Here is a 20,009-nt window from a genome sequence, read left to right on the forward strand (position 1 = left end):
CCGCGAGCGGCGCGGACGATACTGGGAGATCCATCTGCCCCCGCCCCGACAAGGACTCATGTCCAGCTCCGCCACAGACCGGCCCACGATTCCCACCACCCTCTGGCTCGCCCGCGGCCGTCGTCCCGGGCCCGAAGCGGAATCCGTCGTACGGCAGACCCTGCTGCGCCGCAAGGACGACGGACTCATCGACGACCATCTGGAGCCGCACGAGGCCCGGACGGCGACGGAACACGTCTTCGAGGCCCGTTGGCGGGTCGCCGGGGAGGTGACCGTACGGGCCCGGCTGAGCCTCTCCCGCCCCACCGAACAGGGCCAGGAATGGGTGCTCCTCGCGGAAGCGGAACGTCCATGGGACCTGGAGTGGCCCTCCCCCGCCACCATGTTCTGGCCCGAGGGGCCGGACACCGGCTGGGACCGTGAGCCCGCGAGGGGGCTCTCCCTCCGGGAGGTCAATCGCCTGCCGGAGGAGGACAAGGAGATACGGCGGCTGCTGCGCGACTGCGTGGACGGCGGCTGGGGCCTCAACCTCGTCGTCCATGAAGCGATGACGCCCGACGAGCACGGCCGGCAGCCGCTGAGCCGGTTGCTGCCGCCGAGCCTGCGGCACCGCGTGGTGGAGCACCGTGCCGCGCCGGAGCAACTGCGCGTCGTGAACCGGGCGTTGCGGGAGTTCGGCGTCGAGGTCCCACGCGGCGGGGCCGTCCTGCTGCACGGAAAGCAGCCCGGCGTGCGCGACGACGACTTCGCCGTACGCACCGTCTTCCTCGACGGCTCGCAGCCCACCGAGCTGATCGACGCCCTGGCCCGCTTCACCGCGCTGCCGCCTCCGCTGCCGGACGGCGCCGGGCAGTACCTCACCGCGCTGCGGGAGGACTGGCGCCTGATGACGCTGGAGGAGGAACTCGCCCGCGAGCGCAGGCTGGTGGCGATGTACAGCGAGGCGCTGGAGGCCATGACCCGGTCCCGGGACCTGTACCGCGAGGCCGCCGACCGCGCCCACGAGGCGCTGACCGCGTACCGCGAGTCCGACGCGGCGCCCGCCGCACCGGTGCCGCAACCACCCGAGCCGCCCGTCGCCTCCCCGTTCCAGCAGCTGACCCGCGGTCTGGAACGCTTCCGCACCACGGCGAAGTCCCGCCGCCCCAAGCCCGCCCCGGAGACCGGGACGGACGAGGAGAGCGGGACTGCGGACGGGGACGAGAAGGCCAACGGGCCGGATCCGTCGACGGATTGAGGAAGGGTCGTCAATCCGCCGGATGGCTCGCCGTGGCCATGGCTCGGCTCTCCAGCTGGATCGGCGGCGGTTGCCAGGCCAGGCGGACGACCAGGGCCGTGAGGGCGACCAGGGCCGCGCAGACGGCGACCAGGCCCGCTGCCCAGTTCGGGGCGAGGGTGAGGTCCAGGGCCTGGGACAGGCGGGCCGAGTGGAAGCGGCCCCCGTACAGCTGGGCGCCGGCGAGGACCGCCGGCACCACCACCGCGAGCGCCAGGAGGACCACGAACGGGCGCAGGGTCAGCAGTACGGCCAGGACGGCGCACAGCGCCGACAGGCCGAGCGCGAAGCCGTAGGCGCGCAGGGACGCGCCGTCGCGGTGGAGCGGGAACCACAGCAGCGCGCACAGAAGGAGCGCCGCGGCGGAGACCAGCCCCGGCCAGACCGGGTGGGTGGTACGGCGGGCCGCCCCGCGCGCGATACGGCGTGGTGCGCGACCGTCCGCCACGGCGGGTGGGGCGTCGGGGGCCGGCGGCACCATGAGCCCCTCGGGGACCAGGTACGGGCCGTCAGGCGCCCCCGGCGGCGCGGTGTACGGGATCGCGGCGACGGGTCGCGCGTCGCGTTCCTCGCTGAGCCGGCCGATCAGCTCCACCAGTTCCTCGACGGGCCGCGCGGTGGCGGCGGCACGGGCCGCCTCCTGCCCGACGTGCGGCTCCAGCGGTGACTGGTGCAGCAGCGCCATCAGCCGGGTCACGTCCTCCACGGGACGCGATTCGGCCGCGGCGCGGATCGCCTCGTCGGCGCTGTCGGGGTCGCGCGGCGGCTGCGTCAGCAGGACGACCAGACGGGTGACGTCCTCCACGGACCGGTCCACGCCGACCGCGCGCAGCGCGTCGACAGTGGCCCGCGCGTACTGGGGCGACTGCTCAAGCAGGGTGATCAGGCGCACGACCTCCTCAAGCGGGCGGTCGGCCACGGCCGCGTGCACCAGGGCACCGACCGGGTCGCTGTGCGCCTCGGATATGGAGTGTTCGTTCGGTTGGGGTGATGAAGAGCCACTGCTCATGCTCTGCTCCATGGGGAGGGTGTGGCGCCGCTCGCGCCTCGAACGCGCTGAACACGTCGTTACGGTGACCATTACTAGGTGCCGCCGCCGCACCGTGCCACTCGGGTGAGCCAGCGGTATGACGCGGCCCCGCTCCTGGCGTATCCGATCCACCGTCAAGTACGTACGAACGCCGGATGGGGGCATCCGGGAGAAGAGCGCGCCGAGCGGCCCGCCGACGAGGAGGACCAGTGAAATCGACCACAACGGTGATCGTCGTCGCCGTGGTGCTCGCGGCGCTCGTGCTGACCATGGCCGTCGTCCTGCTGGTGCGCCTGGTACGGACCCGACGAGACCTGCGGCGCGCCGGGCTGCCGACCGGTCCCCGCTGGGTTTTCTGGGGTGCCGTCCTCTATTTCGTCCTGCCGACCGACCTGTTGCCCGACCCCGTGTATCTGGACGACATCGGCGTTCTTCTGCTCGCTCTGCGCACCCTGCGCACCTCTCCCGGCAGGCCGAATGGTCATGAAACGTCCCTCTGATTACTCAGAGTAAGGAAACCAATCACTCGTTCGATTCGTATAAGTGACTGGAAGGGCAAGGCAGTCGGCGGACCGAGCGGTGCCGTGGGGATGAGACCGCTGGGTCGGCGCAGACCGACGAGGGAGAGACCATGCAACCGTTCGCGCTCAACTACGCACGTCCGGCGGTGGACTTGGAGGCCACAGCTCCATATGTCTACGACACCGGCCTGCAGTTGAACGTGCTCTTCGACGGGCGGGTCGCGGCCCGCGACTTCGCGCTCCTGAGAGAACTCGCGACGACAACCTCCACCGCGGGCTCCAAGACGCACTTCGACGACTGAACACGGAACCGCCGACGATGACCGTGCTGATCCTGACCTCTGAAGAGGATGTGACGGCCGACATGGTGGTCGTGCACCTCAACGCCTCAGGGGTCCCCGTGATCCGACTCGACCCCGCCGATCTCACCGGCGGTGTCTCGCTGTCCGGCGAGTATGTGCACGGGTCGTTCCGCGGCCACCTCCAGGCCGCGGACCGCCTCGTGAGCATCAGCGGGCTGCGGTCGATCTGGGTCCGCAGGCCGGGTACCGCCGCCATCAGGGCGGCGCAGCCGTCCAGTTGGCTCACCGAGGAGTCCGCGCAGGCCCTGTACGGCATGCTGCGCGGCTCGGAGGCGCGCTGGATGAACCACCCGGACGCGGCCCGCCGGGCCCGTCACAAGCCCTGGCAGCTCCGCCTCGCGCAGCGCTGCGGGCTGCCGGTGCCGGCCACGCTGATCACGACATTCCCGCAAGCCGCCCGGGAGTTCGCGGACCGCTACCCGGACCTGGTCGTCAAGCCGGTCTCCGGGGCGCACCCGCAGGACCCGCCCCGGGCGGTGCCGACCAGTCGGGTGGCACCGGACACCGACTTCGCCGCCGTCGCGTACGGGCCCACGCTGCTGCAGCGGCGCGTCGCCAAGCGTGCCGACATCCGGCTGACCGCGGTGGACGACCGGCTGCTCGCGGCCCGCAAGGCGACCGCGGCGGACGCCGATCCCGACGAGGTGGACGTCCGGTTCGCCTCGTCCGACCTGCCGTGGCAGGCCACCGACGTCCCGCCGCGGATCGCGGAGGCGGTCCTGTCGTACCTGCGGGAGGCCGGACTGTCCTACGGCGCCTTCGACTTCGCGGAGGACTCCGACGGGACCTGGTGGTTCCTGGAGTGCAACCAGTCGGGGCAGTTCGGGTTCGTGGAGGTGGAGACGGGCCAGCCGATCGCGCGGACGATAGCGGAGTGGCTGTCCCGCCCCGGGCCCGAGCCGCGTTCCCGGGTCAACGGCTCGAACACGAGGGTGTGTTGAGTGCGGGTCAGTTCGGCCGCGGGCCGGGCAGCAGGGCCGTCCGCTGCCAGCCGGCGCCCGGGGAGGCGGGTCGCTCGCCGGACGGTGTGGCGCCGAAGGACTGCAGCGGTCGCATGACGTACTCCAGTTCCCGGCTCACGCGCTCGGCCTCGCGACGGGTCTGAGCGGGGACGTCGCCGCGCTCGGCGACGAGTCGGTCGTAGATGGGGGACTCCTGGAACACCCGGCAACGCGCCTTTCCTGTGGGGGCCCACACGATTGGGCCCGGTCGCCGAGTGTATGCGGACCGGCACTGCGCGGTGTGAATTACCCCGGGGGACTTGACGATCGCACATGCGGTATGAGTAGCCCCGGCGCGCTGCCCTGACGAACGGTCAGGCCCCCGTGGTCGAGCCCGGGCGCACGATCATCAGGACGGTGACGGTCGCCCACAACAGGTTGAAGACCCCGGTGAACATGGCGAGTTGCGCCGTGCTCGACCGCTCCACCGGCTGCTCGGCGTCGAGTTGGCCGAGGAGTTCGTCCTGGCGGGGCAGGACGAAGGCGATCAGGACGCCGGCGGCGACGGTGGTCAGCGTGATGGACGCCACCAGCCAGGCGTTGCCGAGCACCCCCATGGCGGCGGCGGTCGCGAAGCCGAAGAGGGGCACGGCGAGGCCGAGGCCGGAGTAGACACGGCAGATGCGGTGCAGCAGCCGGACGGTGCCCACCCCGGCCGCGTCGGCGCCGGCTCGGCGCACCGCCGGCGGGAACATGCTGGCCGCGACGGTGACGGGGCCGATGGCGACGATGGCCGCCAGGACGTGCAGGGACAACAGGAACTTGGTCATCGGGGGGGCTCTCTCCATGGGCGTAGCCGTGCGCGGCTCAGGCTATGGAGCGTCGAGACGCTCCCACAGAGGCTGAAATGACAAGATCCAACGGATTATCGCCAACACCCCCAATAGGGGGTCCCGGTGGCACGGGTGTCGCATCTTCCCTGCTCCGACCCGGATTTGACGCAAATCCGCCGCTCCACCCGATTCCTCGTCCGTCCTGAGGCGTTGAACACGGCGCAACCAATCCTGCACGAACGGTGAACGCTCATGAGTCGCTCCGGCCGCCTCCTCTGCGCCCTGTATCTCGCCACCAGCGGCGGACTCGCCTGGACCATGGTCCTCGAATTCCGCTACGGACCCCTGTGGATCGCCTTCCTGTTCGCCGCCGCGAGCGTGGTCCTGGTCATCGCCGTCGTCCGCGAGACCCTGATCCACGACCTGCGCACGGCCTGTGCCGGGCCGCGCCGCCCGGCCCGCTCGGCCGCCGACGAGATCGTCCGCGAGGAGCTGGACGCGGCCTGCTGCGAGCGCTGGTGGACGAGTCTGGGCACCGACCACGACGCGGCCTGTCCGCACCTGTTCCCCCGGAGCAGCGCCGCCTGACGGCGCCGCCCCGGGCGGTCCGGTCAGGCGACCTGTCCGCCGTGCAGGGCGGTGTACGCCCCGCCGCCGCACAGGAGTTCCTCGTGCGTGCCGATCTCCAGGATCTCGCCGTCCCCCATCACCACGATCCGGTCGGCGCCCCGCACGGTGGACAGCCGGTGCGCCACCACGAAGGTGGTACGGCCGCGCAGCAGCCGGGCCAGCGCCTCCTGGACGAGGGCCTCCGAGCGGGTGTCGAGGGCCGAGGTCGCCTCGTCCAGGATCAGCACCTTGGGGTCCCGGATCAGGGCGCGGGCGATGGCCAGCCGCTGGCGCTGCCCACCGGACAGCCGGGCCCCGCGATCCCCCACCAGCGTGTCGAGCCCTCGGGGCAACCGGTCGACGAACTCCAGTGCGTTGGCGTCCCGCAGCGCCGCCCGCACGCTCTCCTCGTCGGCCTCGTCCATCCCGTAGGCGACGTTCTCCCGGATCGTGCCGTCGAAGAGGATCGACTCCTGCGGCACCACAGACACGAACCGCCGATACGTCCGCAGGTCGAGGGTGCTCATGTCGACGCCGTCGAGCAGCAGTCTGCCCGAGGTCGGCCGGACGAACCCGATGACGAGGTTGAGGACCGTGGACTTGCCCGCGCCCGAGGCGCCGACCAGGGCGACGGTCTCGCCCGGCGCGACGGACAGGGTGAAGTCCCGTACGGCGGGCCGGTCCCCGGCCTCGTAGACGTGTCCGACGCTCTCGAAGGCGATCGCCCCGCGCAGTGAAGTGACCTCGTCCTTGCCCTCGTTGTCCTCCAGCTCGGGCGCCTGGAGGACCTCGCCGACCGAACGCACCGACTCCAGGCCCTTGGTGATGACCGGGGCGAGGGCGGCCAGTGTGGTCGTCGAGTTGGTGAGGGTGGTCAGGAACGCGCTGAGCATGACGACGTCGCCCGCGGTGACGCCCCAGACGCCGTAGTACGAGACCAGGGCCGCGCCGGCCAGGACCAGGACGCCGACCACGTTGAGGACGACCCAGGCCAGCGAGCCGAACCGGCCGTTGACGAGGTCGAGGCGATTGCCGGAGGTCAGCAGCCGGCTCAGGGTGCCGTCCATGCGGCGCAGCGCCTTGCCCTCCAGGCCGTGGGCGCGGGTGACCGGGATCAGCCGGGTCATCTCCGTCACCTGCGTCGACAGGGTCTCGACCTCGTGCCTGAAGTGCTCGTTGTGGGTGCGCAGTCGGGCCCGCAGCCGGGCCACGACCAGGGCGGCGGCGGGCACCACGACCAGGAAGACGGGCACGAACTCCGGTGTGCGGACGGCGATGATGACCAGTCCGCCGGTGAGCACGGTGATCGCCCCGAGCCCGGTCTCCGCGGTCTGCTGGACCATCTGCTCGACCGTCTCGACGTCCCGCACGACCTTGGCCTGCAGGACGCCGGCGCTGACGCGCGAGTGGTAGCCGATGGAGAGTTGCTGCATCCGCGTGCACAGCGCCGACCGCAGGCTGGTGCCCATGCGGCGCACGCTGCCGTACAGGAGGCGCACGTACAGCACGTGCAGCGGGTAGTTGATCAGCAGGATGAACAGGATGATCCCCGTGTTCCACCACAGTCGGCCGATCGGCGCGTGCTGCACGACGGTGTCGATGATGGACGCGCTGATCAGCGGCAGCAGCCAGATGGGGCTGTGCTTGACCGTGAAGACGCCGACCGCCGCGGCGAGGCGGCGGCGGTCGGCGCGGAACAGGTAGCCGAGTGTGCGGATCGGGTGTTCGTCCCGGTAGCGGTGGTCGAGCGGTTTCTCGGATGACGACGCCATGCGTGGTGTCCTACCCCAGTGGCCGGACTGCGAGCAAGCGCTTTCCCCCCATGCCTGCGGGGATTGCACCGGCCGGCACCGGAAGGGCCAGGGTCAGACGCCGTCCAGTTCCGCGAGTTCGGCGGCGCTCAGTTCCAGCTCCGTCGCGGCCAGCGAGTCGAGGATCGTCTCGGGACGGCTCGAACCGGGAATCGGCACGACCAGCGGCGACTTGGCGAGCATCCAGGCCAGGCACACGCGCTGCGGGCTCACTCCGTGGTCCTCGGCGATCCGGGCGAACGGCCCGAACGTGGAGCCCAGTTCACTGGCCCTGGTGATGCCACCGAGGGGGCTCCAGGGCAGGAAGGCGATGCCCAGCTCGTCGCACAGCTCCAGTTCCGGCTCGCTGGAGCGGAAGGCCGGGGAGAACTGGTTCTGCACGGAGACCAGCCGGCCGCCGAGGATCTCGTTCGCCTGCCGGATCTGGTCGGGGTTCGCGTTCGAGATGCCCGCCATGCGGATCTTGCCCTCGTCGAGCAGGTCCCGGATCGCGCCGACCGACTCGGCGTACGGCACCTTCGGGTCGGGCCGGTGGAACTGGTAGAGCCCGATGGCCTCCACGCCGAGCCGGCGCAGGGACGCCTCGCAGGCCTCCTTGAGGTAAGCGGGGCTGCCGTTGAGGGTCCAACTGCCGTCGCCTGGACGCAGATGGCCGCCCTTGGTGGCGACCAGCACATCGCCGCCCCGGTCGTGGGAGGCGAGGGCCTTGGCGATCAGGGTCTCGTTGTGGCCGACCTCGTGGGCGTCCCGGTGGTAGGCGTCCGCGGTGTCGATCAGTGTGACGCCGGCGTCGAGCGCGGCGTGCAGGGTGGCGAGGGAGCGCGCCTCGTCCGGGCGGCCCTCGATCGACATGGGCATTCCGCCCAGTCCGATGGCACTGACTTCGACATCACCGATGCGGCGGCTCTGCATGGGTTCGTGACCTCTTTCGGCTGATCGCGCGTAAGCGGTGGCATCCGGCGCTCCGGTCGGGGGTGACGGCGTGCCGGACCGTCTTCCAGCCTCACCCCGCGGGTGGCCGGAGGTCCAATAGAGGAAAGAGAACGCATTCAGCAGCCGCGCCACTGAATCGCCGGCGCACGACCCGAGGGTCGGTGCGGCGCGTGCCGCGAGGTCGGCGCGGCACACGGCACATGATCGGCAAGTGGGTTGCGCGCCCGGCCGGGAGGTGTGCGACGCTCGCTCTCGAACAGGCGTCGTAACGTGCGGCGGAGTGGAGAGGCGACGGCATGCGCATCGGACTGCTCGGTACCGGCCCATGGGCGGGGATGGCTCACGCCCCCGCCCTCCAGGAACACCCCGACCTGGACTTCGTCGGAGTGTGGGGCCGCAGGCCGGAGGCCGCCAAGGAACTCGCCGACCGGCACGGCACCCGCGCCTACGACGACGTCGACGCGCTGTTCGCCGACGTGGACGCGGTGGCCGTGGCACTGCCGCCGGCCGTGCAGGCGGAACTGGCGGCGCGCGCGGCGCGGGCCGGGCTGCACCTGCTGCTGGACAAGCCCCTGGCCACGACGGTGGACCAGGGCCGGACGGTGGTCGAGGCGGTCAAGGAGTCGGGCGTCGCGTCGGTCGTGTTCTTCACGAGCCGCTTCGTCCCCGAGACGCAGGCGTGGATCGCCGAACAGGCGGGCACCGGCGGCTGGTTCACGGCCCGGGCGCAGTGGATCGGCGATGTGTTCACCGGCGACAGCCCGTTCGCGACACCGTGGCGGCGGGAGAAGGGCGCCCTGTGGGACGTCGGCCCGCACGCCCTGTCCGTGCTGCTGCCGATCCTGGGCGACACCCGGCGCGTGGCCGCTGCGGCGCCGGGCCCCGGGGACACCGTCCAGTTGGTCCTCGACCACGCGAGCGGCGCGTCGAGCACCCTCACCCTGAGTCTGACGGCGCCGCCCGCCGCCACGGGGACCGACGTCGAACTCCGCGGCGAGGCCGGCGTGGCCCACTTCCCGGACAGTTCCGTCGGCCCGGTCGAGGCCCTCGTCCGCGCCGCCGACGCCCTCATCGCGTCCGCCGCCGATGGCCAACCGCACCCGTGCGACGCCGAGTTCGCCCTCCGGGTCACGGAGATCCTCACCGAGGCGGAGACCCTGCTGAACGCGAACGCCGGCTGACGACTCACCGACAACGGCGGGCGGGGCCGGCCCAGTTGGGCACCGGCCCCGCCCCCCCTCGTCCACCTACCCCTGGGCGACCTCGAAGTTGATCCGCTCCCTCACGACCGGATAGCCGGCCTTGGCGAAGTTCGCGGCCATCGGGAAGTTCCCCCGGTCCGTCGCCGCCGTGACGAACTCCGCGCCCCGCTCGACCAGGAAGTGCGTGCACTCCGCCAGCAGGTCGTAGGCGTAACCGTGACCGCGCTGGTCCGGCAGTACGCCGATGAAGCCGACGGTCGGACCGGACGGGTTGTGCGCCGGGATGTGGATGCCCGCCGGCTCGCCCTCCGGGGTGTGCGCCAGCTGCCACCACTCGCGCGGCGACGGGCACCAGTGGAAGAAGTCGAGCTCTTCCTGGGCGGCCCGGTCCAGACCGCCCTCCTCGATGGCCTTGAGGGCGTGCGCGTCGAGGGTGGCGGAGTGGATGCGGCGCAGCGCGTCGAAGAACACGGCGTCGTCCGGTTCGGCGCGGAAGACGAGCCGTCCGGGGCGCTCGGGGAGACCGTCCGCCGGCGTCCAGCGGTACAGGAAGCGTTCGACGAGGAGTTCGTACCCGGCCGCTCGTACGGCGGTGAAGCGGGCCTCGGCGGCGGCGCGCAGCCGCGGGTCCTCGCGCCAGGTGCCGGGCAGGTTCAGTTCGAGTCCGACCTGCCAGGGCGCCGTGCGCAGCAGTTCGGCGCCGGCCTCCTCCTCGCCTTCGGCCACGTCGAACCAGTTGACGTTGAGGGGTTCGGCGTCGTCGGGGCCGCCCCACCAGGCGGCGCGCGCGACGACCACGCCGTCGCGCAGGGCGACGCGCTTCCAGTCGGGACGGTGGACGGTCAGGCGGTGTGCCGCACGGTTGTCCAGCGGGTCGGGCAGGGTGTCGAAGAGATGGGCGTCGCGCTCGTCGAGCGCGCGGATGACCAGATCGGTCATGGATTCCTCCGGGATGCGTACTGCGTGGAGCGCTCCCGGGTCGGACTCAGCCGAAGCACGCCGGGGCTACGGGGAGGGAGCGCTGGATGGGTGTCATCTGCACGGCACTCGCCTCCTTCCGTCGGGCCTCCTGGCGTGGTGATCACACGCTAGGCACCGGTCGTGGACATGTCCACCCCTTTTCGCGGGCCCTCTTCCCGCGGCTCTCCTCCCGCGGGTTCTCTGCTCATCGGCCTCCGATTCACAGGTTCTCTTTTCGCGGGTCGGCATGCGGGAGGCGTCCCGGCGTAGGAGCGTGGTCGTGTGGGAAGAGTGCTCGTCCTGTCTCCGCGCCGGGGCCAGGACCGGCGGACCTGGTTGCGCGGCGCCCCGCCGCCGCGCTGGGTGCGGGTGCTGCCGGTCGCCCTGCTCGCGGGCGTGTGCACCGCCACGCTGGTGAGCGGCCACGCCCTCGACATCGGGTTCCTGCTCGGCGCGATCCCGCCACTGGCCGTGCTGTCGTACGGTCCGCTCGCGACGGCGGTGCTCGGTGTCGTGGTGATCGTGGTGCTCGACATCCCGGCCTTCCACCTCGACCACCCCGGCGAGACCGACCTGCTGACCATCTGTTTCGTCGCCGCGCTGAGCGTGTTCGTGTCCTATGTGCGCAGTCACCGCGACGCCCAGCTGGACCTCGAACGCACGGTCGCCGAGGCGGCGCAGCGTGCCGTGGTGCCGCCCCTGCCGGAACGGGTCGGCCGGGTCCGCTGCACGGGCCTGTACCGGGCCGCCGAGCGCGGCACCCTGGTGGGCGGCGACTTCTTCGACGTACGCGAAGGACCCCACGGCGTACGGGCGGTCATGGGCGACGTGCGCGGGCACGGTCTGTCGGCGATCTCGACCGTCGCCTCGCTGCTGGGGGCGTTCCGGGAGGCGGCGCTGGACCGGCCGGACCTGGAGTCGGTCGCCGCCCGGCTGGATCGGCGCCTGGTGGTGGACTCGGCGGAGGCCCGCTACTCCGAGCTGTTCGCGACCGCCGTGCTGCTGGAGTTCTCCCCCGACGCGTGCGAGGTGCGCATCGTGTCCTGCGGGCATCCGGCGCCCGTGCTGCTGCGGGGCGGGCGGGCCACCGAGATCGAGCTCGTGCCGTGGACGCCGCTCGGTCTCGGTCTGTCCGACGGCGCCCCGTCGGACGCGCTCACGCTCCAACTGCAGCCCGGCGACAGTCTCTTCCTGGCCTCCGACGGCGTCAGCGAGACCCGGGACACCTCGGGTGCCTTCTATCCCCTGACCGATCGCCTCGCCACCCTCGCCGACGGGGACCCGACCGTGCTGGCCGACCGGGTGTGGGCGGATCTCGTACGGTACGCGCCGGCCGTTCTCGATGACGTGACGATGCTGGTGCTCACGCCCGGGAAACCGGACGCTCGCTGACCTCCGGCTCGACGCCCTGCTCGTGATCGCCTTCGGCGTCGATGTGCGGCAGCATCCGGTCCAGCCACCGGGGTGTCCACCACGCGTGCCGGCCCAGCAGGGTCATCACGGCCGGGACCATGAGCAGCCGTACGACGGTGGCGTCGATGAGCACGCTGACGGCCAGGCCCAGACCGAGCATCTTGACGACGATGTTGTCACTGACGATGAACGCGGCGAACACGCTCACCATGATCAGTGCCGCGCAGGTGATGACCCGCGCGGTGATCTCCAGCGCGTGCGCGACCGAGGCCTTGGCGTCGCCGGTGCGCAGCCACGCCTCGTGGACTCGGGAGAGCAGGAAGATCTCGTAGTCCATGCTCAGCCCGAAGATGATCGCGAACATCATCATCGGGACATAGCTCTCGATGGGCACCTTGCCCGCGACACCCAGCGCGGGGCCGCCCCAGCCCCACTGGAAGACGGCCACGACGACGCCGTACGAGGCGGCGATGGACAGCACGTTGAGGACGGCCGCCTTGATCGCGACGAGCAGGCCGCGGAAGACGGCGAGGATGATCAGGAAGGCCAGGGCGACCACCACGCCGATGATCAGGGGCAGTCGGCTGGCGACGATGTCGCGGAAGTCGACCTGGGCGGCCGTGGTGCCGGTGACGTATCCCTTGGCGTCCGTGCCGGAGACCGCGGCGGGCAGGGTGGTGTCGACCAGTCGGTTCGTCAGGTCCGTGGTGGAGGCGCTCTGCGGGGACCGCTTCGAGTAGACCGTGCCGATCAGGACGTCGCCGTCCTTGGTGGCGGTGAGCGGGGTGACCGTGGCGGCGCCGGGCACCGCGCTCAGGGCCTTCTGCGCCTGTGAGGCGAGGTCGGAGCGCTGTGCGGACGGTACGGAGGTCTGGTCGATGACGACGGTGAGCGGGCCGTTGGAGCCGGGGCCGAACGCGTCGGTCATCAGGTCGTAGGCCCGCCGGTCCGTGAAGGAGGTGGGGTCGGCGCCGTCGCCGATGTGACCGAGCTGGATCGAGAACACGGGGATGGCGAGGACGACAACTGCGGCGACGCCGGCGGCCAGGAACTGCCAGGGCCGCCGCTCCACGCGCTGCGCGTAGCGGTGCCAGGTGCCCTGCGGCTGCGTACCCGCCCCGGCGTCGGTCTCGGCGACCGGACGGCGTACCCGGTAGCGGTCGATGCGTCTGCCGATCAACCCCAGCAGGGCCGGGACCAGGGTCAGCGCGCCGACGACCGCCGACACGACCGTGACGGCCGCGGCCAGGCCGAGTTTGCCGATGAAGCTCACCCCGGACGCGGACAGTCCCGCGAGGGCGATGATCACCGTGCAGCCGGAGACGAGCACGGCACGCCCGCTGGTCGCGGTGGCGTGCCCCGCCGAGTGCACCGGATCGGCGCCGTCGATGAGGTTCTGGCGGTGCCGGGTGATCAGGAAGAGGGCGTAGTCGATGCCGACGCCCAGTCCGATCATCGTGGCCAGGGTCGGCGAGACGGTGGCGAAGGTGAACGCGGCGGCCAGCAGACCGAGACAGGCGAGCCCGCCGATCGCGCTGATCAGCGCGGTCAGCAGCGGGATGCCGGCGGCGATCACGCTGCCGAAGCCGACCAGCAGGACGACGATCGCGACGGCGAAACCGATCAGCTCGCTGACCCGGTCGTCGGCGACGGGACGCGCCAACTCGCCGAGCGGTCCGCCGTACTCGACCTGCGCGCCCGCCGCGCGCAGCGGCTGTACGGCGTCGTCGACCCCGTGCAGATAGCCGTCGCCCAGGGTGGAGGGCTGTACGTCGAAGCGGACGGTGATGTAGGCGGTCCTCCCGTCGGTGGAGACCGGTCCGACCTTGGAGGACTGGGCGGAGAGCGGGTCCTGGACGGACAGCACGTGCGGAAGCTTCTGCAGGTCGCCGACCGTGGTGGACAGCTGCGAACTCAGTGCGGTCAGGGACTGCTTGCCGTCGTGCAGGACGATCTGGCTGCCGTAGCCGCCGGCCGCGGGATCGTGCTTTTTCAGGACGTCCAGGCCGTCCTGGGACTGCACGCCGGAGAGCGAGAAGTTGTCGGAGTAGTCCCCGCCGAAGGAGCGGTTGACGACCTGGAGCGCCACCAGGGCGACCAGCCAGGCCACGATGACGATCACGAAGTGGCGGGCGCACCATTCGCCCAGCCGCCGCAGGACCCCTCCTCCGGCGGAGTTCCCCCCTCCCGCCCCGGTGCTTGCGGTGGGTGTCATGGCCTCGGTCTTCTCTCCCGGCCGATCCGCTCGTCATCCCATTAGACGCCCGCCCGGTCGCGGCGGCATCCCGGACCGGCACGCCTCCCGATCACCCGGGATGCGGGGGATGTGCGAGCGTTGAAGGGTGAGAGACGGACCCGATGACACACACCGGGTCCGACGCAGCGATCCGGATCCACGAGGAGCACCGATCATGCCGACGTCACAGCCCGACCCCTCCGAGCCGCCCGAGGACCTTGTCACCCCGGACGACCTGCTCCACACCCGCACCGGCACCGAGGTGTCGCCGGAGGACCTCGTCCTCGCCGCCGGCAAGGACCTCACCCCGCACACCCTCGAATGGGCCCGGCGCAAGCTGGCGGCGGAGGGCCCGGCGGCCCTGGAGAAGCTACTGCCCTGAGGGGTGCGCCGGTTGTCCGGCCCGGTCCGTCCGGTCGTCCTCCAGACACAGCACCGGTACGCGCTGGACGAGGTTGACGGCGAAGCCGCCGCGGTTCCAGGGCTGCTCCAGCGGCTGGGTGCGGCCTTCGGAGTCGGTCGCCCGTGCGCTCAGCACATGCTCGCCGGGGCTCGCTTCCCAGGCGAAGTGCCAGCGCCGCCATGCCCAGCGCCGCCCGTCGGCGGGCTCCAACTCGGCCCGCTTCCAGGTGCGTCCGGCGTCCGAGCTGACCTCGACGCCGGTCACCGGCGCCCGTCCCGACCAGGCGCGGCCCTCCAACACCACCGTGCCCGGACGCACCACACGGGCCCGCGACATGAAGTCCGGGAATCCCGGTGGGACCAGCAGGGCACGGGGCGCGATCCGGGTGACCGGCTCGCCCTCGTCGCCGGCCTCCTGGCGCAGCCGGTAGGCGACCGTCTGCTGGAATCCGGTGAACGGCACGTCGGTGACGGCGATGTCGCGCAGCCACTTCACATGCGCCATGCCGTACCAGCCGGGCACGACCAGCCGCAGCGGGTGGCCGTGCTGCGGGGGCAGTGGGGCGCCGTTCATCGCGTACGCGACCAGCACCTCGGGCTCGGTGCCGGTGGCGACGTCGATGGGCAGGGACCGCTGGTAGTCCTGTTCGACCCCGCGCTCCACGCCGTGGTCCGCGCCGGTGAACACGATGTCGACGGCGTCGGGTGCCACGCCGGCCTCGGCCAGCAGGAGCCTGAGCGGTACGCCCGTCCACTCGGCGGTGCCGACCGCCTCGACGAGCCAGGGCTGGCTGACCGGGCGGGGCGTCAGCAGGGCCCGGCCGTTGCCCGCGCACTCCAGCGTCACGCGCGTGGTGACCTCGGGGAAGGCGCGCAGAGCGGCCAGGTCCAGCTCCAGTGGACGGCGGACGCGGCCCCCGACGGTCAGCTGCCAGGGCGGGTCCTCGGCGACGTAGGGGATGTCGTAGTGCGTCAGTACGTAGTGCAGGCCGGGCGGAGTGACGTCGTAGCGCAGCGCCTCCAGCGGCAGACCGTGGTTGCGGGTGGCGAGCGCCAGTTCGTCCCGGCCGATGCCCTCGTCGGGGGCGGCCAGCCGGGCGGGGGCACTCGCGTCGGCGAGTCGATGGCCCATGTCCGCATTATCACCCCTTGTCGCCGACCGAGACCGGTCGTGGGCGCGGAAGCGGTCACCGGCCGGAACTTCTCGCCACTCCCGGGGACTTCGGACGGGCTCACGACAGGGCCGCTGCCCGTTCACCCTTTCGAAGAGGGCCTTCGGGCTGACAGACTCGGGTAGGTGCGCGACTTCGACATGCTCGTCATCGGATCAGGACCGGGTGGCCAGAAGGCCGCCATCGCCGCGGCCAAGCTGGGCCGCCGGGTCGCCGTCATCGACCGCCCCGACATGGTCGGCGGGGTCTCCATCCACACCGGCACCATTCCCTCCAAGACCCTGCGCGAGGCGGTGCTGTACCTGACCGGTCTCACCCAGCGCGACCTCTACGGGCAGAACTACCGGCTCAAGGAGGACATCACCATCGCCGACCTCACCACGCGCACCCAGCACGTGGTCAGCCGCGAGGTCGAGGTCATCCGCAACCAGCTCTCCCGCAACCACGTGGCGCTGTACGCCGGCACCGGCCACTTCGTCGATCCCCACACCGTCGCCCTGAGCGAAGTCAACGGCCAGGAACGGCTGTTGAGCGCGGACAACATCATCATCGCCACCGGCACCCGGCCGGCCCGCCCGGACAGCGTCGAGTTCGACGGGCAGACCATCATGGACTCCGACAACGTCCTGTCGGTGGAACGCGTCCCGCGCTCCATGGTCATCGTCGGCGCCGGTGTGATCGGCATGGAGTACGCCTCGATGTTCGCGGCGCTCGGCAGCAAGGTGACGGTGGTCGAGAAGCGCGCCGGGATGCTCGACATGTGCGACGTCGAGGTCATCGAGTCGCTCAAGTACCACCTGCGGGACCTCGCCGTGACCTTCCGGTTCGGCGAGACCGTCGCGGCCGTGGAGCGGCACGCGCGGGGCACGTTGACCGTCCTGGAGAGCGGCAAGAGGATCCCGGCCGACACGGTGATGTACTCGGCGGGCCGGCAGGGTCTCACCGACGACCTCGACCTCGTCAAGGCGGGCCTGTCCGCGGACAAGCGCGGCCGGATCACCGTCGACGAGCACTACCGCACCGAGGTGCCGCACATCTACGCCGTCGGCGACGTCATCGGCTTCCCGGCACTGGCCGCCACGTCGATGGAGCAGGGCCGGGCGGCGGCCTACCACGCCTGCGGGGAACCGGTCGGGCAGATGCAGAACCTGCAGCCGATCGGCATCTACACCATCCCCGAGATCAGCTTCGTGGGCCGCACCGAGGACCAACTCACCGAGGAGCGCGTGCCGTTCGAGGTCGGCATCTCCCGCTACCGGGAGCTGGCCCGCGGACAGATCATCGGCGACTCGCACGGCATGCTGAAACTGCTGGTCTCCCCCGTGGACCGCACGCTGCTCGGAGTGCACTGCTTCGGCACCGGTGCCACCGAGCTCATCCACATCGGCCAGGCCGTGATGGGCTGCGGCGGCACGGTCGACTATCTGGTCGACGCCGTCTTCAACTACCCGACGCTGGCCGAGTCCTACAAGGTGGCGGCCCTCGACGCCACGAACAAACTCCGGCAGATCGACCACATCGGCGACTGACGCGCCCGGGGCGGGCCGCCTTCGGTCCGCCCCGCGCCAACTTCCCCCGCATCTACCCGCGTTGCGTCTCCGCGCTGCCACAGGTTACCGCTCGGTCGATCCTGAACGCCCGACGCGTAGGGCTATCATCGCTCGCACACACGGTGTGACCACCCTGCGACGCCACCGCCGAGCGGTACCCGCCACCCCACTTCACCGCCCCTGGCCCGAGGCCAACCCTCGCCGGTCCGGGGCGGTTTCTCCCCCCACCTCCGCTACGCCGTCGGGGCCGGTCGACCTCGCGTCGTGCAAGACGGAAAGCAGCGCAACGATGAACAACAACAGGGGCAGAGGGCTTCAGCCCAATGCCCTCGGTACGTTCGACACCGTGGTGATGGCCATCGCGGGCAGCGCTCCGGCCTACTCGGTCGCCGCGACCACCGCGGTCCTCGTCGGCGCGGTCGGACTGGCCAGTCCGGCCGCGCTGCTGTACTGCGCCTTACCGATGACGGGCATCGCCCTGGCGTTCAGCTGTCTCAGCCGTATCGACGTGAACGCGGGCGCCAGTTACTCCTGGGTGGGGCGCACGCTGCACCCTTTTCTCGGCTTCATCAGCGGCTGGGCTCTGGTGGTCTCGGCGACCATCTTCATGGTGGCCGGTTCGCTGCCCGCCGGTTCGATGACCCTCGCCCTGTTCGACCAGGACCTCGCCGACGACACCGCGCTGGCCACGGTGGTGGGGGCCGCCTGGTTCGTCGCCATGCTGCTGGTGGTCCTGGGGGGCGCCCGGCTCACCGTCCGCGCGCAGTTGGCCATGTCCGGTGTCGAACTCGCCGTCCTGGCGCTGTTCGCCGGGCTGGCCCTCTTCCACACGGACAACGCCCGCGCCTTCGACTGGTCCTGGTTCGGGTTCGGCCACTTCGACGGCATGGCCGGCTTCGCCTCGGGCGCGCTGGTCGCCGCCTTCTACTACTGGGGCTGGGACGTCACCAGCAACCTCAGCGAGGAGACCCGTGACAGCCGCCGTACGACGGGCCTCGCGGGCCTGATCGGCCTGGGCGTCGTCTTCCTGCTGTTCGAGGTGTTCACCATCGCGGTGAACGTCATCCTCTCCTCGAAGCAGATCGACGACAACGACGCGAACGTGCTGGGCGTGCTCGGCCAGGAGGTCTGGCCCGGCATCGGCGGCAAACTGCTCGTCGTGGCCGTGATGCTGTCCACCATCGCCACGCTGGAGACGACGCTCATCCAGGTCACGCGCTCGCTGTTCGCGATGGGCCGCGACCGTACGATGCCGGCCGCCCTGGGCCGGGTGCACCCCCGGTGGAACACCCCCTGGGTGGCCGTCACCGTGGTCGGCGCGGTGGCGCTCGCGATGTTCGTCGCGGCCAACGCCCTGGGTTCGGTGGGCGAGATCCTCTCCGACGCGATCTCGGCGATCGGTCTGCAGATCGCCGTCTACTACGGTCTCGCCGGGCTCGCCGCGGTCGTCGCCTACCGCAAGACGCTGCTGAGGTCGGCGGCCGACTTCGTGCTCGGCGGGGTGTGGCCGCTGTTCGGCGCCCTGTTCATGTTCTGGATCTTCGTCGAGTCGCTGGGCGAGCTGGACACCGCGGCGATCGCGATCGGCATCGGCGGGCTCGCCGTCGGCCTGGTCCCGATGCTCTGGTACTGGAGACGGGGCAGCGACTACTACCGGCCCGCCCGTCTCGACGCCACCCGCACCATCGAGGCCGAGTACGTGCCCATCGGCTCCGCCCCGTTGGGCACCCGTGTCCACGAGGGTCTCTCCACGGACTTCTGAGGAGATCCCGATGGCACGCAACCGATTCGCCCCCGACTTCGATCCCGACTGCGGGGACACCTCGCTCAGTTCGGCCCGCCACGACATCGTCATCGGCCGCTGGCAGGGCGTGCGGGACCTGCTGCGCGCCACCGGCCCGGACTGGCTCGCCCGCGGTCACCGGGTGCGGACGCTCGCGCAGGCCTGCATCGGGAGTTCGACGGCGGAGTCCTGGCTGGCCGCCGAACCCTACAGCGCCGACGCCCTGTTGCTGCGGGCCGCGACGGAGACCGCCCGGGCGTTCAATCTGGCCATCACCGCGGGGCGGGGCGTGCCGATCGACCAGGAGCGCGTCGACGGGGCGGTCACGGCGTGTCTGCAGGCGGCCGAGGCGTATCTGGACGATCCGACACCGTGGATCTCCCTCATCTCCGTGTCCCGGCTCTACGCGGCGGGGGTCCGCCGGCAGGAACTGGCGCGCTGGTGGGACGAGTTGCACCAGCGCGACCCGTACAACGTGGAGGGCCACCTGCAGATACTCCACTACTACTCGGCCCGCTGGCACGGCACGCACGGCCTCATGTACGACTTCGCCCGCGACGCCGCCGGCGTGGCACCGCCGGGCTGCGGCCTTCCGGTGCTCCTGCAGTACGCGCGCGTGGAGGAGTACCGCTACGCCCTCGACACGGCCCAGGGCAACCGGTCCTCGGTGAGCCTCGGGCAGCACTGGGACAACGACGGCGCGGTGAACGACGTACGCCGCACCTGGCAGCGCTGGATCATGGGCCGTCCGACGGGCGAGGAGATCGAGCCCGGCGAGCTGCGCGACCTCAACTACCTGGCGCACGGCGCCTGCCACGCTGGCATCGAGGACATCGCCGTCGCACTGCTGCGCATGGTGGGCTCGCGGGCGACCCGAACTCCCTGGTCGTACACGGGAGATCCGGAGCACCAACTGGTCAAGTGGCGCAAGGAGTTCCGACTGCGCTCCTGAGCCGTGCGCGCATGAGCCACTGC

20 protein-coding genes are annotated in these 20,009 nt (G+C 71.3%); 12 read left to right on the plus strand and 8 right to left on the minus strand.

From position 1 onward, the window contains the following. Positions 1-58 precede the first annotated feature (58 nt). Positions 59-1,237, plus strand: a complete 1,179-nt coding sequence (locus ACIQI8_RS01920) for a hypothetical protein (protein WP_402343536.1) — start codon at positions 59-61, stop codon at positions 1,235-1,237. A 10-nt stretch (positions 1,238-1,247) separates the two neighbouring features. Here the strand turns inward: ACIQI8_RS01920 and ACIQI8_RS01925 are convergent, their stop codons facing one another. Further along, positions 1,248-2,285, minus strand: a complete 1,038-nt coding sequence (locus tag ACIQI8_RS01925) for a hypothetical protein (protein WP_402343539.1) — start codon at positions 2,283-2,285, stop codon at positions 1,248-1,250. Positions 2,286-2,390: 105 nt separating this feature from the next. Between ACIQI8_RS01925 and ACIQI8_RS01930 the strand changes: the two genes are divergently transcribed. The 4 genes from ACIQI8_RS01930 to tgmB all read left to right on the plus strand — a co-directional run bounded on the left by ACIQI8_RS01930 (position 2,391) and on the right by tgmB (position 4,130). Beyond that, entirely contained in the window at positions 2,391-2,519 is a 129-nt protein-coding gene (locus ACIQI8_RS01930; RefSeq protein WP_402343542.1) for a hypothetical protein, read from the plus strand. Then, the gene (locus ACIQI8_RS01935; protein WP_402343545.1) at positions 2,516-2,806 is read left to right on the plus strand and encodes a DUF1232 domain-containing protein; all 291 of its coding nucleotides are present in this window, start codon (positions 2,516-2,518) and stop codon (positions 2,804-2,806) included. Before ACIQI8_RS01930 ends, ACIQI8_RS01935 begins: the two co-directional genes overlap by 4 nt. Before the next feature lie 131 nt (positions 2,807-2,937). Then, positions 2,938-3,129 carry a putative ATP-grasp-modified RiPP gene (gene tgmA, locus ACIQI8_RS01940; protein WP_123996126.1) on the plus strand — a complete coding sequence of 64 codons (192 nt, stop codon included), beginning with the start codon at positions 2,938-2,940 and terminating at the stop codon, positions 3,127-3,129. 17 nt (positions 3,130-3,146) lie between these two features. Beyond that, on the plus strand, positions 3,147-4,130 hold the full coding sequence (tgmB, locus tag ACIQI8_RS01945; RefSeq protein ID WP_402343547.1) for an ATP-grasp ribosomal peptide maturase: 984 nt from the start codon (positions 3,147-3,149) through the stop codon (positions 4,128-4,130). Between the two features lie 7 nt (positions 4,131-4,137). On the opposite strand, the gene ACIQI8_RS01950 is transcribed toward tgmB, so the two are convergent. Next, positions 4,138-4,353 carry a hypothetical protein gene (locus ACIQI8_RS01950; protein WP_402343550.1) on the minus strand — a complete coding sequence of 72 codons (216 nt, stop codon included), beginning with the start codon at positions 4,351-4,353 and terminating at the stop codon, positions 4,138-4,140. A 151-nt stretch (positions 4,354-4,504) separates the two neighbouring features. Beyond that, complete coding sequence (locus ACIQI8_RS01955; protein ID WP_402343552.1) at positions 4,505-4,960, minus strand: hypothetical protein; 456 nt, start codon at positions 4,958-4,960, stop codon at positions 4,505-4,507. Between the two features lie 255 nt (positions 4,961-5,215). On the opposite strand from ACIQI8_RS01955, the gene ACIQI8_RS01960 reads away from it, so the two are divergent. Continuing rightward, complete coding sequence (locus ACIQI8_RS01960; protein ID WP_402343555.1) at positions 5,216-5,551, plus strand: hypothetical protein; 336 nt, start codon at positions 5,216-5,218, stop codon at positions 5,549-5,551. Between the two features lie 23 nt (positions 5,552-5,574). Here ACIQI8_RS01960 and ACIQI8_RS01965 read toward each other — a convergent pair whose 3' ends face one another. Both ACIQI8_RS01965 and ACIQI8_RS01970 read right to left on the minus strand, forming a co-directional pair. Next, the gene (locus ACIQI8_RS01965; RefSeq protein ID WP_402343558.1) at positions 5,575-7,344 is read right to left on the minus strand and encodes an ABC transporter ATP-binding protein; all 1,770 of its coding nucleotides are present in this window, start codon (positions 7,342-7,344) and stop codon (positions 5,575-5,577) included. Between the two features lie 93 nt (positions 7,345-7,437). Next, a complete protein-coding gene (locus ACIQI8_RS01970; protein ID WP_402343561.1) occupies positions 7,438-8,295 on the minus strand; it encodes an aldo/keto reductase in 858 nt (285 codons plus the stop codon). Between the two features lie 317 nt (positions 8,296-8,612). Between ACIQI8_RS01970 and ACIQI8_RS01975 the strand changes: the two genes are divergently transcribed. Continuing rightward, complete coding sequence (locus tag ACIQI8_RS01975; RefSeq protein ID WP_402343564.1) at positions 8,613-9,497, plus strand: Gfo/Idh/MocA family protein; 885 nt, start codon at positions 8,613-8,615, stop codon at positions 9,495-9,497. Between the two features lie 66 nt (positions 9,498-9,563). Here ACIQI8_RS01975 and ACIQI8_RS01980 read toward each other — a convergent pair whose 3' ends face one another. Then, positions 9,564-10,457 carry a GNAT family N-acetyltransferase gene (locus tag ACIQI8_RS01980; protein ID WP_402343567.1) on the minus strand — a complete coding sequence of 298 codons (894 nt, stop codon included), beginning with the start codon at positions 10,455-10,457 and terminating at the stop codon, positions 9,564-9,566. Positions 10,458-10,760: 303 nt separating this feature from the next. Here ACIQI8_RS01980 and ACIQI8_RS01985 point away from each other — a divergent pair, with 303 nt between their 5' ends. After that, positions 10,761-11,870 carry a PP2C family protein-serine/threonine phosphatase gene (locus tag ACIQI8_RS01985; RefSeq protein ID WP_402343570.1) on the plus strand — a complete coding sequence of 370 codons (1,110 nt, stop codon included), beginning with the start codon at positions 10,761-10,763 and terminating at the stop codon, positions 11,868-11,870. Here ACIQI8_RS01985 and ACIQI8_RS01990 read toward each other — a convergent pair. Next, a complete protein-coding gene (locus tag ACIQI8_RS01990; RefSeq protein ID WP_402343573.1) occupies positions 11,842-14,106 on the minus strand; it encodes an MMPL family transporter in 2,265 nt (754 codons plus the stop codon). The two genes, ACIQI8_RS01985 and ACIQI8_RS01990, sit on opposite strands and share 29 nt — an antisense overlap. Before the next feature lie 196 nt (positions 14,107-14,302). On the opposite strand from ACIQI8_RS01990, the gene ACIQI8_RS01995 reads away from it, so the two are divergent. After that, positions 14,303-14,509 carry a hypothetical protein gene (locus tag ACIQI8_RS01995; protein ID WP_402343576.1) on the plus strand — a complete coding sequence of 69 codons (207 nt, stop codon included), beginning with the start codon at positions 14,303-14,305 and terminating at the stop codon, positions 14,507-14,509. Here the strand turns inward: ACIQI8_RS01995 and ACIQI8_RS02000 are convergent. After that, positions 14,498-15,661: a sulfite oxidase gene (locus tag ACIQI8_RS02000; protein ID WP_402343579.1), complete on the minus strand. Its 1,164-nt coding sequence runs from the start codon at positions 15,659-15,661 to the stop codon at positions 14,498-14,500. The two genes, ACIQI8_RS01995 and ACIQI8_RS02000, sit on opposite strands and share 12 nt — an antisense overlap. A gap of 165 nt (positions 15,662-15,826) precedes the next feature. Here ACIQI8_RS02000 and sthA point away from each other — a divergent pair, with 165 nt between their 5' ends. The 3 genes from sthA (at position 15,827) to ACIQI8_RS02015 (ending at position 19,986) form a co-directional block, all read left to right on the plus strand. Next, positions 15,827-17,230 (plus strand): Si-specific NAD(P)(+) transhydrogenase, encoded by a 1,404-nt coding sequence (sthA, locus tag ACIQI8_RS02005; protein WP_402343582.1) that lies wholly within the window; start codon positions 15,827-15,829, stop codon positions 17,228-17,230. A 310-nt stretch (positions 17,231-17,540) separates the two neighbouring features. Then, complete coding sequence (locus ACIQI8_RS02010) at positions 17,541-19,013, plus strand: APC family permease (protein ID WP_402343585.1); 1,473 nt, start codon at positions 17,541-17,543, stop codon at positions 19,011-19,013. Between the two features lie 10 nt (positions 19,014-19,023). Beyond that, complete coding sequence (locus ACIQI8_RS02015) at positions 19,024-19,986, plus strand: hypothetical protein (protein ID WP_402343588.1); 963 nt, start codon at positions 19,024-19,026, stop codon at positions 19,984-19,986. The last annotated feature ends 23 nt before the right edge of the window (positions 19,987-20,009 follow it).

The organism is Streptomyces sp. NPDC092369 (genome assembly GCF_044755245.1).
GTDB lineage: Bacteria > Actinomycetota > Actinomycetes > Streptomycetales > Streptomycetaceae > Streptomyces.

What these genes read in the sequence shown, in the direction of transcription:
- ACIQI8_RS01920 (WP_402343536.1), top strand. Translation starts at nt 59, where the DNA reads ATGTCCAGCTCCGCCACAGACCGGCCCACGATTCCCACCACCCTCTGG.
- ACIQI8_RS01925 (WP_402343539.1), bottom strand. Translation starts at nt 2,285, where the DNA reads ATGAGCAGTGGCTCTTCATCACCCCAACCGAACGAACACTCCATATCC.
- tgmA (WP_123996126.1), top strand. Translation starts at nt 2,938, where the DNA reads ATGCAACCGTTCGCGCTCAACTACGCACGTCCGGCGGTGGACTTGGAG.
- tgmB (WP_402343547.1), top strand. Translation starts at nt 3,147, where the DNA reads ATGACCGTGCTGATCCTGACCTCTGAAGAGGATGTGACGGCCGACATG.
- ACIQI8_RS01955 (WP_402343552.1), bottom strand. Translation starts at nt 4,960, where the DNA reads ATGACCAAGTTCCTGTTGTCCCTGCACGTCCTGGCGGCCATCGTCGCC.
- ACIQI8_RS01960 (WP_402343555.1), top strand. Translation starts at nt 5,216, where the DNA reads ATGAGTCGCTCCGGCCGCCTCCTCTGCGCCCTGTATCTCGCCACCAGC.
- ACIQI8_RS01965 (WP_402343558.1), bottom strand. Translation starts at nt 7,344, where the DNA reads ATGGCGTCGTCATCCGAGAAACCGCTCGACCACCGCTACCGGGACGAA.
- ACIQI8_RS01970 (WP_402343561.1), bottom strand. Translation starts at nt 8,295, where the DNA reads ATGCAGAGCCGCCGCATCGGTGATGTCGAAGTCAGTGCCATCGGACTG.
- ACIQI8_RS01975 (WP_402343564.1), top strand. Translation starts at nt 8,613, where the DNA reads ATGCGCATCGGACTGCTCGGTACCGGCCCATGGGCGGGGATGGCTCAC.
- ACIQI8_RS01980 (WP_402343567.1), bottom strand. Translation starts at nt 10,457, where the DNA reads ATGACCGATCTGGTCATCCGCGCGCTCGACGAGCGCGACGCCCATCTC.
- ACIQI8_RS01990 (WP_402343573.1), bottom strand. Translation starts at nt 14,106, where the DNA reads ATGACACCCACCGCAAGCACCGGGGCGGGAGGGGGGAACTCCGCCGGA.
- ACIQI8_RS01995 (WP_402343576.1), top strand. Translation starts at nt 14,303, where the DNA reads ATGCCGACGTCACAGCCCGACCCCTCCGAGCCGCCCGAGGACCTTGTC.
- ACIQI8_RS02000 (WP_402343579.1), bottom strand. Translation starts at nt 15,661, where the DNA reads ATGGGCCATCGACTCGCCGACGCGAGTGCCCCCGCCCGGCTGGCCGCC.
- ACIQI8_RS02010 (WP_402343585.1), top strand. Translation starts at nt 17,541, where the DNA reads ATGAACAACAACAGGGGCAGAGGGCTTCAGCCCAATGCCCTCGGTACG.
- ACIQI8_RS02015 (WP_402343588.1), top strand. Translation starts at nt 19,024, where the DNA reads ATGGCACGCAACCGATTCGCCCCCGACTTCGATCCCGACTGCGGGGAC.